Raw genomic sequence first — 15,326 nt, 5'->3', positions numbered from 1 at the left:
CCGCTTGGGTCAAAGCGTGCTTACACGTCATTTGAACAAGGTCTTTACCACGTGACGCCTGCCAGTGACCCCGCACTTCTGACCGCCCTGATGGAAGCGGCTGCCGACGCGGTTATAGTTGCGGATCGCAATGGCTGTATTCTGCGCGCGAACCCGGCCACGGCCCGGCTTTTCGGGTATTCCGAGGGAGAACTTGCTGGGCAAAGGATAAACATTCTTATGCCAATGGCCTTGGCCGATTTGCATGACGGGTTCATGGCGCATCACCTTGCTACAGGCGAGCAGCGGATCATCGGGAAAGGACGAAATGTCGAGGGCATGCGCCAAGATGGCACAGTCTTTCCGCTGCACCTGTCCGTCGGTCGGGCCGACATCGACGGTGAGCCCGTGTTCATTGCAATCCTGCACGACCTGACCGAGCGCCACATTGCGGAAGAAGTCCTCGCCCGATCACAGCGTTTGGATGCGGTCGGTCAAATGACCGGTGGTATTGCGCATGATTTCAACAACTTGCTGACGGTCATCATTGGCAATCTCGAACTCCTGCAAATGCGCGGCGCGGACGAACGGCAACGCGGATTGATCGAAGATGCGTTGGCCTCTGCGGAATTGGGGGCTGATTTGACGTCCCGCCTGCTTGTGTTTGCTCGCAAGGGCAACCTGAAGCCCGTTCAGGTGGATTTGCGTGAGCAGTGCCAGGATGCGCTGGCCCTGCTGAGCCGCACGATTGGCGCGCGTTACACGATACGGACGGACTTCGCCACGCGCGTCAGCAAGGTGATGATTGATCCGGTGCAGTTGCAATCGGCGCTGATCAATCTGGCGTTGAACGCGCGCGATGCGATGCCGGACGGGGGCGAGTTCCTGATCTCGGTGGCGGATGTGATCATTGACGATGACTACATGGCGCAGGAAACCGATATCGTTCCGGGTGAGTATGTGCGACTGTTTATCAGCGACGACGGTGCAGGTATGACACTCGAAGCGCAGCGTCGTGCCTTTGAACCCTTTTTTACGACCAAGGCAAATCGGGGAGGCACCGGCCTGGGGCTTGCCATGGTGTACGGCTTTGTGCGGCAATCGGGGGCCACATCACGCTGTACAGCGAGCTGGGCCACGGGACGAGCTTTGGTCTTTACTTCCCGGCCGTCCGAGACGCCAAAGCTGTCAGTGACGGGATCACGGTCGCGACATCAGCCGCCATACCGCGTGGCAGCGCCGAGGTCGTTCTGGTGGTGGAAGACAATCCCCGTGTGCGCAAGCTGTCCATCGAACGCATCCGCGATCTGGGGTACCGGACGCTTGAGGCGGCCAGTGGTGATGACGCGTACGTGCTGTTGCAGTCCGGTGTCGACGTCGACATCGTGTTTTCCGACCTGGTGATGCCCGGAACACTGAACGGGTATGATCTGGCCGCGAAGATACGTGCCGAGTTTCCCACGGTCCGTGTCTTGCTGACCTCCGGTTACGCGAGCGACGTGGTCACAAGCAAGCTAGGGGGGACGTCGGATTACGAAGTATTGCACAAACCCTACAGGCAGTCGGATCTCGCAGAACGTCTTCAGGCGCTTCTGTAATGTGCGTCTTCCAACGGCTTGCGTTCGACCGAGCAGGCAAAAGTGTAGCCGACGCCGCGCACCGTCTTGATCAATCGCGGTTCTGATGGGTTGCGCTCGATCTTCTTGCGCAGGCGGGCCACCTGGTTGTCAACCGTCCGGTCCAGGGGTGACCATGTGGCACCCTGTGTCAGATCCATCAGCTGGTCGCGCGACAAGACCCGCATGGGCCGTTCCAAAAACACCTTGAGCAAATTGAAATCGCCGCTCGTCAGGGCGCAGTCAGCGCCGCAGCGGTCAATGACCTGCATCCGGTCTGGAACGGCAATGACACCGTCGAAATGGAAGGCCGCGGTGTCGGCGTTTGCGTCTGGTGCCAGTTTTGTACGGTGCGCGTCTTCTGCGGCAAACTGGTGGCGTCGCAAGACCGCGCGAATGCGTGCAATGACCTCGCGCACATGAAACGGTTTGGTAATGTAGTCATCCGCCCCGACTTCCAGACCGACGACCCGGTCGATCAGGTCATCCTTGCCCGTGACCATCACCATCGGGACAGTGGACAGCTTGCGGATTTGCCGGGCGAGGTCCAGGCCACTTTCGGCGCCCAGATGGATATCTAAGGTGACAAGGCTCAAGTCCTGCGCCGCGATACACTCCAGCGTTTCTGCGGCAGACGTCGCTTCAATGACGTTGAATCCATCATCCTCAAGCAGGTTGCGCAGCACTGCGCGCACCTTTGGATCGTCTTCAACAATGAGTGTGGACGGTCTTTGGTCCAACTTGCGCTCCAGCATATTGGTGCAGATGCACGAAAGTCCCGCAGACCCGAAGTCCGCTTGGCGAAATTACAAATTGATACAAACCGCACAGGTACAACCATATGTAGGAATACACATGTCGTTCACCAAGACCCTGTGCGCAATCAGGGGGCCAAAGATGTACGTCACGCTGTCTGCGGAAAACCGTCCGGTCCACGGCCCGCTTTCCGCGCGAGGGACCACTTCTGCCGGTTTGCCCACATTGGTCAAGGCTGGCCAGCATCTTTACCGTGAAGGCGACGAGGTTGAACGGTTGTACCAGGTCTCGAACGGTGTCGTCAGACTGACCCGGATGTTGGAGGACGGGCGCCGCCAGGTGATCTCCTTCGGGTATCCTGGCGACATCATTGGTTTCCCAGCGGACGGGCGCCACCACACCGACTGTGACGCCTTGGTAGATACGACTCTTTTCGCTTACAGGCGCACGGCGCTCGACACCGGGGACGGGGACCCGGACCTGCACCTTGCCCTGCTTGAAGCGGCCTTGCGCGAGATCAGCGCGATGCAGGATCACGTTATGATGCTTGGCCGTAAGTCGGCGCTGGAGCGGGTAGCGTCCTTTCTGAACGTGCTGACCATCAGCTACGGAGAGGATATTGACACGCATCGGCGGATTGACCTGCCGATGTCCCGCAGCGATATCGCCGATTTTCTGGGCCTGACGACCGAAACAGTCAGCCGTGCCTTCACCACGTTGCGGAAGGCTGGCGTGATGTCGCTGGACGGGGCGCAAACCATTGTTGTGCGCGATCCTTGCTTGCTTGCTGAGATGGCGGCCGGAGAGGACTAAAGCGCCGTGCGCTTGATTGCCAAAGAGGGTCGGCAAGCCAGTTCGAACGTACTGACGCATGCCACTGTGTTGCGTTCAGCGCACGACAAACGGGTTCGCCACTGATCCGTCAGAGGTGTTGATCCATACGGTCTTTGTGCGCGAGCAGTCATTGATCGCCTCAGTCCCTGCTTCGCATCCATAACCGGACTGATTGTACCCGCCGAATGGGGCGATGGGCGATACGGCGCGGTAGGTGTTGACCCAGCATATGCCTGCCCTGAGACATGCGGATGCGCGATGTTTTCAGTTAAGATACCCGATCCCTGACCAAACGGTGCCGAGTTGGCAAAGGCGATGGCATCGTCTTTGGCATCGAACCGCAGCAGGGACACGACCGGGCCGAACATCTCCGCCTTCAGGGTTTCGGCCTTTCGCTGACAGATGACGGGCGCAGGCTTTTGTGGCAAGTTGACGCTGCACTCGAAACACTTGCGGCTGCTGCCGGGACATTTCAAACTGGGCCCATCTGCCAATCCTTAGACCGTGACGACATCAACCGGCGTCGCGCAATGGCTGATCACGCTCCATCTGCCGTCTTTTGCAGCGCGCTACCCGGAAACCCGAATGCGGCTGTTGAGTGCCGTCTGGCCTGACGCCCTTCACATCTTGCGCGGCGATGTGAAAATCCGCTTTGGATATCAAAGCAGGTGGGCGAGGGGGCGCAGGCGCTTATGCCGAACAGGCTTGTGCCGCAAAAACGCGCCCAATGAAGGGTGGTAAGCATTTGGTTGCAAGCCTGAAGCGGTCCTTGAGGTTGTCAAAACCGTCTGGTGCTTTCGACCGCGCCCGGAGGCTGCTCCCGTTGCGCCAGACACCTCAAAGGAAATCATCGCGCCGCGGGGTAAAGCAATCAATCAAGGTGCCCGGTTCCAAGCACACGCATCCATGCGTCATGCCTGTCGGAACGACAAAGCTGTCGCCCGGACCGACCTCACGTTTTTCATCACCTAGGGTGAACCGAAACCGCCCCTGCTCAACATATGTCGATTGAACATGAGGGTGATCATGGAGCGCGCCAACAGCCCCTTTGTGCTGAAAACGAAAGGCGACGACCATCAGGTCGGGGTGATCCGCGAGAACCTGTCGTGTGACGCCGTCTCCTGTGACGACGATGGGAAATTTGCTCATCCTAACCTGGCCGTTAACGCGTCACGAAAACAGCATGCCGCCGTTGATGTCGATATTGGCACCAGTGATGAATGCCGAGTCGTCACAGGCGAGGAACAGGATCAGATTGGCAGTATCCTCTACGGTCCCCTGCCGTTTGACGGGAACGGCGGCTTCGTACCCGCGGCGTGCTGCATCCGCTGTGTGAACGTTGTGAAAATCGGTGTCGATCATGCCGGGACACACGGCATTCACACGGATGTCCGGGCCAAGCTCCTTGGCTAGGCCGCGGGTCATCGTTGTGAGCGCACCTTTGGACGTGGCATAAGCCACGGCGCCAGCCCCCCCACCATCACGCGCCGCCTGACTTGCCAGGTTCACGATTGCGCCCGTTTTCATGTGCGCAAGGCACGCCTTAGTGATCATGAATACGCTCGTGAGATTCAGATCCATCACGGCATTCCAATGGTCCAATTCCATCTCTGCGATCGTTTTCCGGGCGATCAAGCCGCCCGCGTTGTTCACAAGAATGTTGATGTCACCGAAGGCTTCGACCGTTTTGGCCACGAGGGCCTCGACGTCCTCTTGCCGGGTCAAGTCACCCTGCAAAGCAAAAGCGTCGCCGCCCTGTTCCTTGATCCGGGCAACGGCGGCGTCGGCACCTGTACCGCTTGAGTAGTAGTTGATTGCGACCTTCGCGCCTTCGGATGCAAGTTTGAGCGCTGCGGCAAGGCCGATATCGCGACCGCCCCCCGTCACGATAGCTGTCTGTCCCGCGAGTTTCATGGTCAGTGTCCTTGGTCCGTTCTGTCCGCTGAAGCAGCCGTGACGCGTTGGTGCCAGCGGTTTGCATCCAGATTCGCGTTCACTTTTGGCTGAAACTGGTATACTAGTCAATCAGTGCTGCGGTCACGGCCCTTTGAGTGACCTGAGCAACTGGCTTACAAACTGAGTGTTCGTCATGCAGCAAACGCAGTAGACCGAGCCAAAGACGAAAATGACGGAGGCCGCCACATGGCTCAGGCAACTCAAATAGGTGCGCGGCGCACCAGCGTTGATGATATCTATGCCTATCTTTACGAAGAGATTGCTGCACTGCGCCTGCGTCCCGGCGACAAGATTTCCGAGGCGGACATCGCCACAAAGTTTGGAGTGTCCCGCCAACCTGTGCGGGACGCATTCAACCGGTTGGCGACGCTGGATCTGTTGCTGATCCGCCCGCAACGCGCCACCGAAGTGAAACGCTTTTCCATGCGCGAGATTGTCAAATCGCGGTTTGTTCGGCTGTCGGTTGAGAAAGAGGTTCTGCAGCGGGCTGCCGCGCAGTGTGACGCAGATGATGCCGCACAGCTCGATGCCGCGCTGGAAGAGCAGGAGCGGTCCGTTCGGGATCGCGACGTCGACCGTTTCAATGCGCTGGACTATGAGTTTCACAAACTGATCTGCCAGATTGCGCGGTCCGAATTCGCCTTTGACGTCATCCTGTCGGAAAAATCGAAAGTGGACCGTCTATGCACGCTCAGCCTGTCCAAAGGGGATCGCATGCCTGAACTGGTCGAAGATCATCGCGCCATCGCAACAGCGATCCGAACTCACGACGCGGCCTGCGCGATGAAGGCCGGTGTCCACCACCTGTCGCGGCTGGACGAGACCATCGACCAGATTTGGGAAACGAACGCGGATTATTTTACGCCCGAAGATACCTGATGCCAAAGGATGCAAGATGACCGCTAAGCCACGTGTCGGGGAACCCGTCGCGCCCATGGATTTTCTGACCGTGAATTCCGGTAAGATTTCCATTGGCCAAGCCAAGGACCGCTGGACCATGCTGTTTGTCTATCGCGGTCGGCATTGCCCACGGTGCAAGAGGTTCCTGAACAAGCTCGATAAAATGCTCAGCGACTGGACCGCAATCATGGATGTCGTTGTCGTGTCTGCTGACACAGCGGAAAAGGCGCAGCAGGACAAGGATGAGTTCGGATGGACGTTCGACCTGGCCTACGGTCTGACCGAGGCGCAGATGCGGTCACTTGGGCTCTACGTGTCGGACCCCCTGTCCGAGGCGGAGACATCGGACCGTTTTGCAGAACCGGGTGCCTTCGGCATTCGGCCAGATGGTACGCTGATGCTGGTCGATATCTCCAACGGCCCTGCTGCCCGTCCCGATCTTGCTGAGCTGTTGGACGGGATGGCGTTCAATATCGAAAATGATCGCCCCGTGCGGGGCATAGCGTAACGCTATCCGCAAACGACGCGAAGATGGCTTGCGATTGCTGCAAAACATTTCAGTTGACAAAACTGGTATACTAGTAATCCTTTGAGCCATCAAACGCCAAGCTGTCGTTTCGCGCTTCGGTGATCAGGAGACCCCTGCACCCAAAGCAAGACACGGCAAGACAAGAATTTGGCTCTGGTCACTAGGGAGGACACCATGTTCCAGAATATCACGAAATCATTGGTCGGCGCGGCAGCAGTCGCAGTTATGGCCGTCACCGCAAATGCAGCGGATTGGCGCGGATGGAATATCCATACAGACGGGTATCCAAACACGATTGCGATGGACAAGTTCGCCGAACTTCTAGCGGAAAAAACCGGCGGCGAGGTTACGCTGCAAATGTTCCACGGCGGAACCTTGGGCAGCCAGCCCGACGCCGTTGAGCAGGTGCGCGCCGGTGCGCTTGAGGTGGGCAATTTCAACCTTGGTCCCATCGGCCCGATCGTCGCGGAAGCCAACGTTGTCTCGTTGCCCTTCATTTTCAAGGACGTACCCCACATGTTCCGGGTGCTTGAAAGCGAGGGCGGTGCGGCCATTGCCGAAGGCATGGCTGCCAAGGGGCTAAAGCCGCTGGCCTGGTATGACGCGGGCGCACGGTCATTCTACAACGGTGAAAAGCCGATCAACACACCTGCCGATGTCGAAGGCATGAAGGTCCGGGTCATGAACAACGACCTGTTCACCGGGATGATCGCGGAACTGGGAGGCAATCCGTCACCGATGGCCTTTGCCGAAGTGTATCAAGCGCTGAAAACCGGCGTTGTGGATGGCGCCGAAAACAACTGGCCGTCTTACGAATCCACCGGCCATTTCGAGGTTGCCGGTTACTACTCGCTGTCTCAGCACCTGATCATTCCCGAGTGCATCTGCGTCAACACAGCTGCATTCGACGCTCTGTCTGCTGACATGCAAGCCGCCGTTACCGAGGCCGCACAGGAGTCGGCGATCCTGCAGCGGGAGTTGTGGGCCGCGCGTGAGGCGGCAAGCCGCGAAGCCGTCGAAGCCGGTGGCGTGGTCGTGAACGAAGTCGCGGACAAGGGGCCGTTCCAGGACGCGATGGCACCCGTTTACGAGGCTTACTTCGAGACCAATCCGAGCCTGCGCTCTTTGGTCGAGTTGATCCAGGCAACTGAATAGCCGGTTGCCCAACCACGCTCTGAGAGCCCGGTTCCGCATCGTCGGAGCCGGGTGTCTTTATCTGAGGGGCTTTTGATGAGCGACGTATTGCACAAATCGACACGTTTGCGGCGTATGTCCACGGCGCTCGATGCGATTGCGCTAATATGCAAGATCGTGACAGGCATCGCGCTGGTGGTGCTGACCGTCATTTTCGGGTGGCTTGTGTTCGGCCGTTACGTGCTGAACGCGACACCGACCTGGGTGGAACAGGTGGCGCTTTTGCTGGTCATGCTGATCGCGTTTCTTGGTGCCGCGGTTGGCGTGCACGAGCACACGCATTTGTCGGTGTCCATCCTGCGCAGTTCGGTCCCACGCCGCGTGCGGTCCGTCCTGGTTGTGATGTCGGACATTGCGATGGCGGGATTTGGTGGGCTGATGCTCTGGTATGGGTGGCAGCTGACACTCTTCAAATGGGGATCGCTGATTCCACTCATCCAAGTGCCCGAGGGGTTGCGCTCGTTGCCATTGACGGTCGGGGGCGCCTTGATCCTGCTTTTTTCACTTGGCCATCTCATCCGCCTGTTTCTGGGTGCGGACGAACGCAGCGACAGCATCGAATAGGATCTGATCATGGGAATTGCCGTCCTTCTGGGGGCCTTTGCCTTCTGCGTTGTGATTGGAACGCCTGTTGCCTTCGCGCTTGGCATCTCGGCCATCGTGGCCTTCTGGTTCGAAGGACTGCCGTTGATGATCGGTTTCCAGCGGATCATCAGCGGTATCAACGTGTTCGCGCTCATGGCGATCCCGTTCTTTATCTTTGCGGGAGAGTTGATGTTCCATGGCGGGATCGCCATGCGCCTTGTTCGATTCGCTCAAGCAGCGGTTGGGGCCGTACGGGGCGGTCTGGGCATCGTGAACGTGTTTTCCTCCATGCTGTTTGGCGGCATCTCCGGCTCTGCCATCGCAGACATCTCGGCCCTCGGTTCCATCCTCGTCCCGGTGATGAAGGAAAAGGGGTATGATGCGGACTACGCAGTCAACGTCACTGTGACGTCTTCGATCGCGGGCATCATCATTCCGCCCAGCCACAACATGATCATCTTTGCGATTGCTGCGGGCGGTGGGATTTCAATCTCCAAGCTGTTTCTGGCCGGCGTCGTGCCCGGCATTCTGATGTGCGCGTGCCTTGCAGCGGCGGCTTACGTTGTTGCTGTAAAGCGCGGCTACAGCGCCGAGAAGTTTCCGGGTTGGACGGCCCTTTTCATCGCCTTTCTTGGTGCGATACCGGGGCTTCTGACGGCGGTAATTATTGTTGGTGGGGTCCTGTCGGGCGTGTTCACAGTGACGGAGTCCGGTGCCTTCGGCGCAATCTATGCCTTTGTGGTGACCTTGCTGGTCTACCGGTCCATCACCCTTGACAAGTTCAAGACGGCGGTCGTGCAATCGGTCCGTACGACAGCGATGGTCATGATCCTGATCGCCTGCGCGGGCGCCTTTGCGTATATGCTGACTTTCTACAGCGTTCCCGCCAAGACGGTGGACCTGCTGACGGGGCTGACGGAAAACCCCATTCTCATCCTGTTGATGATCAATCTGGTCCTGCTGATCCTTGGCATGATCATGGACATGGCGGCCCTCATCCTGATCTGTACGCCTATCTTTCTGCCCGTGGCCAACAGCCTTGGCATCGACCCATTGCAATTCGGTATGATCCTACTAGTCAACCTGGGCCTTGGACTGTGCACTCCGCCTGTGGGATCATGTCTGTTCGTTGGATGTGCGGTTGGGAAACTGCCGATGGAGACGGCGGTCAGGACAATCTGGCCGTTCTACATCGCGATCCTTGTTGCTTTGATGCTGATCACATTCGTTCCAGCGATCTCACTGACGTTGCCGTCGCTTATCGGTGGGTAGCTGTCCAAGGCGCTCAGTAGTGGGATGCGGTGCGCCATACCATCGGCTACGCCGGCCTCTGTCTCTCATCGTCGCGTTTGGTGAAGAACCTGATCAAGATTTTCGGGGTCATCCTCGACCGTAAACGGAGCGCATAGGAGTATAATGACGATGGCGGCGCGCAGGTTCGAGATGGGCGCGCCGCTTGTAACCAGCAAACGCCCCGGTGCGTCCGCATGAACCGCCACTGCCATGGCCGGGGCCGCTGTACTGATGCCCCTGAACTGCAGAGCAGGGTGATCCGGCTCGCCGAACACGGCCAGGCGCTCACCCATGCGCACACGCACATAGGAGAGTTCCGCAGCACGGTAGCGTGAATTGTTCCAGTCCGTCAGCCACCGGGTTATCGATTGGCAGTCTTCGGGCAAGGCGGACCAACATGCACTGATCCGGGCACCATAGGCGCTGTCGCCTAAGTCAGCTTCACCGATCTCGTCGTGCTGCACGGCAGTGCCTACGTCCGGGGACATGTGTCAGGGCCCGGACCACGCAGTAGCGCCACCCCCGTGCCGGGGATAGCACCCCAAGGGTTTGCGTTGCTAAAGACGGCCCCGTTGGTGTGATCCATTGGGGCCATGAGTTGGTCGTGGCAGGCAAACGTACCGACTGAAAGGCACAGGCGAAGCACTCTTTCGGGCGCCTTGCCGTACTCGGTCATGGCGCTCTCTAGTTTTGTTGACCCGTGCGGCGTCCATGTCGGTCAACTCTTCGCCGTTTATCTTGACGTGCACGCCGGTCAGGCTGATCACGCAGTCTTCCGTCGTTGTGAGCTTGGACTTCCCGACACGCAACTCATAGATCTTGCCGACGACAATGGATTTGTTGTGGCCCACTTCTTTCAAGGCACAGATGCCGATGGACCGGTTGTGCACGCCGCTCACTATCCCTTGATATCCGCCGCCGACGGTGACCGCCTTATCAGCGCCCACGACTTGGTTTGAACTGACTATCACGGTCTCAGCCGTGTTGTTGCTAGCACCAATAATCAGGTTGCCGCCGATGATACGGCCAGTCGTTTCCTTGAACTGTATCAAGTCGCGATGCGCGGGCGCCGGGTCTGTCAGCCAGCCGCCGCCTGTGCCGGAAGTTTGTTGACGAGCGGGGAAGCGTCGTTCAGCGCGCGCAGCGCTTTTGCGCTGTTGCGCATCGCTGTGGCGTCGACATCTGAACCAAACGGACCCGTCTCGAAGAATGAACGGTCGCGGATCAATTCTCTTGGTAAGTCCTTCAGCTTTACAAGCGTGTCGCTTGCGTCCAGTTCCTTGCCCATAAGTTCGTTGATCCGATCCTCGACCTTGTTGCCGGGATCGCGGTAGACGACGCGTTGGCCTTCTTGAGAGTGTTGCTTGGATGTGTTGCGCGGATAGCTCGGCGATCCAGGAAGGTCCGGGATCCCTGACGACGTCGTCGTGTAGACCGCAATCGCATCCTTCCGCGTGTGGTGGCTGAATTTTGTAACCTCCAGCCGGTCAAATTGCATCAGATAGTCCAGGAACAGAGCGAGTTCAAAGCGCCGACGCATGGTGGCCAGCGTTCCTTCGTCAATTGTTGGCGGCCGTTTCAAGAACGGATGCTTGTCCAGATCATCGGCAAACGCTTTGAGGATGTCTTCGGGGCCGTCACCGGCAATGGCGGCTTCAATTTGCGCTTCCAGATAGGCGTAGGTGTTCTTCACATACGCCGTCATCGCGAGGAGCAGGGAACTCGGGTTCCCGGTTTGAATCTCAAGCCCGGGCACCTCCGTCGTTACTTTTGTTGCCTGCTTTGCCGTCTGTTTGCGCACGTAGCTTGCGACCTCTGAGCGGACGGGGGCCCAGATGGCCTTTACCACGGTTCGATTGGACAATTGGTTGGTCGCGGAATGCAAAGCCCCGCCTTGTGAGACGGCCCATCTTGCCATCTTCGACGTGGCAAGGCCCGATGACGCAACGCGTGCCGAATAGGTCGCCATTGTTTTGCCCACCGCAGTCCCAGCAAGGATCGTCACGGCGCTGCCAGCCGCAATCGGTGCTGCGGCAACAGCGGCGACGATCAGGACCGTCATCGCCAGTTCCATCTTCAGGTCATCGGCGGCCTTCTGTTCGTCCAGTTTCTTGTTGAACGCATCAAACGCATCCGAGTATGCCCCGGCGACCGCCTGAAAGACATGCCCATAATAGTCGGACTTGATCGAACCGAGGCGCCGCGCATGCGCTTCAAGCCTCGTTTTTGCATCGGTGGCCATGATGTGGCGTCCCTCTTTTCGCTGACAACAGGAGTTCGGACGGAAAAGTGAGGCCGATCCCCGAAAACATGGGAATCGGCCAGAGGCGCCTTAAGCAGCCTTGGTCGTGGTCAGATCATAAGATGCGATCATCGGCGACTGCGGGCTGTGGTTCTCGTCGTGTGGGATGTACTTCACTTCCATCTTGGTGAAGTTCAGACGAATGGTTTCGACCGGACGGTCACCCGACGTGTCGACCGAATAGTTTGAGACCAGCGTGTTCGTCAGTTTGTACTCCACATAGGTGTCGCCGGGGTTGCCGGTGGTCACCAGGTGGATCGTGCACAGCTTGCCTGTCCGACCGGTGCAGGCCTCGGCGAACAGTTTGGTTGAGGAGCTGTCCGTGACTTTTGTCAGGACCACTTCACTGACCGTCGGCTCGGACGCTTCGCGGTTCGCGGTGGAACCGGCCTGCGTGTTCATGTTGCGCGCGACGTTCCAGTGCAGTGTTTCGATGTCCATCCACTCTCGATGAGTCTCATGGGTCGCATCACCAGGCACACCGTCGAGTTGCATGTAGATTGGCATTTTGTATTGCTCCTTGGGTCAATTGGTTTCAGTCGTTCGTCGTTCCGATTTCGGCAAGCAGAGCGGCGGCTAGCCTGCCAGACGTCTCCTTTTTCCGAGCGCGGCGACCGTAATTTCGCCACTCTCATCGACGCCCATTTCGACCGCCCGCGGCACAAGTCCGCGCGTGACCGAATCCAAGAAAAGGTCTGCCAGTTGTGGAAGAGCCTTCTGTGAAATCATCGCCTCGATGGCGCGCGCCCCCGTTTCGCTTGACTTTGCGCGGGCGCCGAGTGTGTCGCGGGCGGCATCGGTGATTTTGAGCTGTGCATCGTAGTTCGCGGCCAACCGGTCCGCGATGCGGGTGATCTGCAAATCGACGATGCCCTTCAACGTTTCGGTGTCGAGCGGTTGGTATGGCACGACCGTCAACCGCCCCAGAAAGGCGGGTTTGAACTGCGTCAGAAGCTCCGGTCGGATCAGATCGGGCAGTGAGTCCGGCGAAGGCATCGCATCGGGATCTTCTGCCAGCGTCGCAAGTGTTTCCGTGCCGGAGTTGGCGGTCATCAGGATCGTTGTGTTTCGGAAGTCTACGTCACGGCCTTCGCCGTCCCGCAGCACGCCCTTGTCGAAAACCTGATAAAAAATGTCCTGCACCGCTGGGTGCGCCTTGTCGATCTCATCAAGCAACAGCACGCCGTAGGGTCTGCGCCGCACCGCTTCTGTCAGCACGCCACCCTCGCCATAGCCGACATAGCCCGGCGGTGATCCCATGAGCAGCGAAACCTTATGCTCTTCCTTGAATTCCGACATGTTGATGACGCTCAGCGCTTGCTGGCCGCCGTAAAGCTCATCGGCGAGCGCCAGGGCAGTCTCGGTCTTGCCGACCCCGGACATGCCAGCCAGCAGAAATACGCCTTGCGGCCTGCGCGCGTCACCCAGCTGCGCACGGGCCACACGCATCGCTCTGCAAAGCGCGTCAATCGCGGCATCCTGGCCCAGCACGCGTGCCTTCAGGCGTTGATCAAGCGTGCCGACTGCGTCGATCTGGCTGCGCATCAGGCGACCGGTCGGGACACCTGTCCAACGGCCAATCACTTGTGCGACGGCCTCGGCATCGACGACGCGGTGCACAAGGGGGTCTTCTCCCGCCGCCTTGGCGAGCGCCTTTTCCGCTTCGGCCAGTCTGGGCAGGTCTGCATGTCCTGCGGCGGCGACCGCGTCTGCTTTAGCCGCCAGCGCTCGTTGTCTTTCAAGTTGCACGGCGACGGCTCTTGCGGCGCTTTCCTCCACCGCATGTGCCGTGCGGAGTGACTTTAGGCTGGTGTCTTTCGCGCCTGAGACGGATGGCTCGCCTTCCAGCCGGTCTATCTCGACTGACAAATGCTCCGCTTCGATTCTGTGCCGCTCCAGTGCTTCCGGGGCGACGTCACGGGACAGGCGTACCGCCGCTGCGGCGGTGTCGATAACGCTGACCGCTTTGTCGGGCAATTGGCGTTCCGGCAGATAGCGCGCGGACAACTCGACCGCGGCGCGCAGCGCGCTTTCGCGGATCGAAACGCCGTGGTGCGCCTCGAACTTGCCCGCAACTGCGCGCATCATCCGCACCGCCGTTTCGATGTCCGGCTCGTCAACCTTGATCGGTTGGAACCGACGCGTCAGGGCCGCATCCTTTTCAAAATATTTTTTGTATTCGCCCCAGGTCGTCGCTGCGATGGTGCGCAATTCTCCGCGCGCAAGGGCTGGCTTCAGGATGTTGGCCGCGTCACCCTGACCGGCCTGCCCACCAGCGCCGATCAAACCGTGCGCTTCATCGATGAACAGGATCACCGGGCTGGTGGTTGCCTTGACTTGGTCAAGAATACCTGTGAGCCGCCGCTCAAATTCGCCTTTTACACCGGCACCTGCCTGAAGCAGGTTCAGGTCGAGCATATAAAGCGTCACGTCTTTCAGCGGTCCCGGTGCCAGTCCTTCGGCGATCATCATGGCAAAGGCTTCGACGACTGCTGTTTTGCCCACGCCAGCCTCTCCCAGAAGGATCGGATTGTTCTGTCGCCGCCGCAGCAGGATATCGACCATCTGACGCAGCTCGGAATTGCGCCCGACGATCCGGTCCATCTTTCCCTCGCGGGCCTGTGCCGTCAGATCCTGGGTGTAAAGTGCGATGAAGTCTTCCCCGCGAACGGTTGGCTGGGGGTCGCTTTGCACCGGGGTGTCTGCCGCTGCCGCGATCCGATCTTCAAGAACGGATTTGTTCAATGTCAGTAGGGTCGGTGCAGTGCGCCGCAGGTTTGCACGCAGGGCGGTGTCGTTGGTCAGCACGTGCAACAAGATTTCTGCCGACACTAACCGCTGGGCAAATCGTAGGCTGGCGGCGGTCCAGCTTTCTCGTGCGAGGTCAACGACGGAGCATGCCATCGTCGGCGTTGCTGCAGCTCCGCGGGTCAATGCATCGACTGCGCCCTGCGCCTCGGCTCGGACTTCCGCAGGATTAGCACCAGCAGCTTCGATCGCAGCCGCCGCCATGTTCGAGTTACACAATGCCACGATCCAATGTTCCGGCTCGATGGTTCCGTGACCGTTGCGAACCGCGATTCCCGCTGCGGCTTCCAGCGTTGCGGCGACGTCCGGCGCCAGTCGTGAAATCAGAATGTGCAGATCAATTTCGGGCATCAGTACACATCAATCAAATCAAATCGCTCACTGTTACAGCGCAAGAAATTGCGCATTAAAGCACATCTTTAGGTTGCAAGAAATGACCCCGGAAACAGGCTGATCTGCTCCGCGAAAGTCCGACGCTTTGACGTCGCTCACAACCATAAAGGTTTCAGCCGATCAGTCATTCTTCAAGCATATTATCCATTCGGAATTCCCGAATTGCTCAGGTACGGTTTTA

At 58.8% G+C, this 15,326-nt stretch carries 15 protein-coding genes and 2 pseudogenes; 8 read left to right on the top strand and 9 right to left on the bottom strand.

The features are described 5' to 3' along the window. Positions 1-90 precede the first annotated feature (90 nt). Positions 91-1,050, top strand: a pseudogene (locus tag BWR18_RS22105) (two-component system sensor histidine kinase NtrB); the annotation flags it as partial. A gap of 182 nt (positions 1,051-1,232) precedes the next feature. Next, positions 1,233-1,577 carry a response regulator gene (locus BWR18_RS22100; RefSeq protein ID WP_254684838.1) on the top strand — a complete coding sequence of 115 codons (345 nt, stop codon included), beginning with the start codon at positions 1,233-1,235 and terminating at the stop codon, positions 1,575-1,577. Here the strand turns inward: BWR18_RS22100 and BWR18_RS10285 are convergent. After that, positions 1,562-2,335: a response regulator gene (locus tag BWR18_RS10285; protein ID WP_254684837.1), complete on the bottom strand. Its 774-nt coding sequence runs from the start codon at positions 2,333-2,335 to the stop codon at positions 1,562-1,564. The two genes, BWR18_RS22100 and BWR18_RS10285, sit on opposite strands and share 16 nt — an antisense overlap. Before the next feature lie 115 nt (positions 2,336-2,450). Here BWR18_RS10285 and BWR18_RS10280 point away from each other — a divergent pair, with 115 nt between their 5' ends. After that, entirely contained in the window at positions 2,451-3,164 is a 714-nt protein-coding gene (locus tag BWR18_RS10280; RefSeq protein ID WP_254684836.1) for a helix-turn-helix domain-containing protein, read from the top strand. A 75-nt stretch (positions 3,165-3,239) separates the two neighbouring features. Here the strand turns inward: BWR18_RS10280 and BWR18_RS21400 are convergent. From BWR18_RS21400 to BWR18_RS10265, 3 genes and pseudogenes are all read right to left on the bottom strand, one after another. Then, positions 3,240-3,553 (bottom strand): annotated as a pseudogene (locus BWR18_RS21400) (aldehyde dehydrogenase family protein). Between the two features lie 469 nt (positions 3,554-4,022). Beyond that, positions 4,023-4,334 carry a cupin domain-containing protein gene (locus BWR18_RS10270; RefSeq protein ID WP_076627990.1) on the bottom strand — a complete coding sequence of 104 codons (312 nt, stop codon included), beginning with the start codon at positions 4,332-4,334 and terminating at the stop codon, positions 4,023-4,025. Between the two features lie 21 nt (positions 4,335-4,355). Further along, positions 4,356-5,099, bottom strand: coding sequence for an SDR family NAD(P)-dependent oxidoreductase (locus BWR18_RS10265; protein ID WP_076627989.1), 744 nt, complete (start codon positions 5,097-5,099; stop codon positions 4,356-4,358). 228 nt (positions 5,100-5,327) lie between these two features. Here BWR18_RS10265 and BWR18_RS10260 point away from each other — a divergent pair, with 228 nt between their 5' ends. The 5 genes from BWR18_RS10260 to BWR18_RS10240 all read left to right on the top strand — a co-directional run bounded on the left by BWR18_RS10260 (position 5,328) and on the right by BWR18_RS10240 (position 9,621). Next, the gene (locus tag BWR18_RS10260) at positions 5,328-6,020 is read left to right on the top strand and encodes a GntR family transcriptional regulator (RefSeq protein WP_076627987.1); all 693 of its coding nucleotides are present in this window, start codon (positions 5,328-5,330) and stop codon (positions 6,018-6,020) included. Positions 6,021-6,036: 16 nt separating this feature from the next. After that, complete coding sequence (locus BWR18_RS10255) at positions 6,037-6,549, top strand: redoxin domain-containing protein (protein ID WP_076627985.1); 513 nt, start codon at positions 6,037-6,039, stop codon at positions 6,547-6,549. A gap of 195 nt (positions 6,550-6,744) precedes the next feature. Next, a complete protein-coding gene (locus tag BWR18_RS10250; protein ID WP_076627984.1) occupies positions 6,745-7,725 on the top strand; it encodes a TRAP transporter substrate-binding protein in 981 nt (326 codons plus the stop codon). A gap of 75 nt (positions 7,726-7,800) precedes the next feature. After that, positions 7,801-8,328: a TRAP transporter small permease gene (locus BWR18_RS10245; RefSeq protein WP_076627982.1), complete on the top strand. Its 528-nt coding sequence runs from the start codon at positions 7,801-7,803 to the stop codon at positions 8,326-8,328. Between the two features lie 9 nt (positions 8,329-8,337). After that, a complete protein-coding gene (locus BWR18_RS10240; protein ID WP_076627980.1) occupies positions 8,338-9,621 on the top strand; it encodes a TRAP transporter large permease in 1,284 nt (427 codons plus the stop codon). A gap of 65 nt (positions 9,622-9,686) precedes the next feature. Here the strand turns inward: BWR18_RS10240 and BWR18_RS10235 are convergent, their stop codons facing one another. From BWR18_RS10235 to tssH, 5 genes are all read right to left on the bottom strand, one after another. Continuing rightward, positions 9,687-10,130: a hypothetical protein gene (locus BWR18_RS10235; RefSeq protein WP_076627978.1), complete on the bottom strand. Its 444-nt coding sequence runs from the start codon at positions 10,128-10,130 to the stop codon at positions 9,687-9,689. Between the two features lie 69 nt (positions 10,131-10,199). Then, positions 10,200-10,694: a hypothetical protein gene (locus BWR18_RS21640; RefSeq protein WP_157598704.1), complete on the bottom strand. Its 495-nt coding sequence runs from the start codon at positions 10,692-10,694 to the stop codon at positions 10,200-10,202. A 26-nt stretch (positions 10,695-10,720) separates the two neighbouring features. After that, positions 10,721-11,884, bottom strand: coding sequence for a hypothetical protein (locus tag BWR18_RS10225; protein ID WP_076627974.1), 1,164 nt, complete (start codon positions 11,882-11,884; stop codon positions 10,721-10,723). Between the two features lie 90 nt (positions 11,885-11,974). Beyond that, positions 11,975-12,451, bottom strand: a complete 477-nt coding sequence (locus BWR18_RS10220; protein ID WP_076627972.1) for an Hcp family type VI secretion system effector — start codon at positions 12,449-12,451, stop codon at positions 11,975-11,977. A 69-nt stretch (positions 12,452-12,520) separates the two neighbouring features. After that, positions 12,521-15,103 (bottom strand): type VI secretion system ATPase TssH, encoded by a 2,583-nt coding sequence (gene tssH, locus BWR18_RS10215; RefSeq protein ID WP_076627970.1) that lies wholly within the window; start codon positions 15,101-15,103, stop codon positions 12,521-12,523. Positions 15,104-15,326: the final 223 nt, after the last annotated feature.

The organism is Tateyamaria omphalii (assembly GCF_001969365.1).
Classification (GTDB): domain Bacteria; phylum Pseudomonadota; class Alphaproteobacteria; order Rhodobacterales; family Rhodobacteraceae; genus Tateyamaria; species Tateyamaria omphalii_A.
This window is presented reverse-complemented; position numbering and strand designations above follow the sequence as displayed.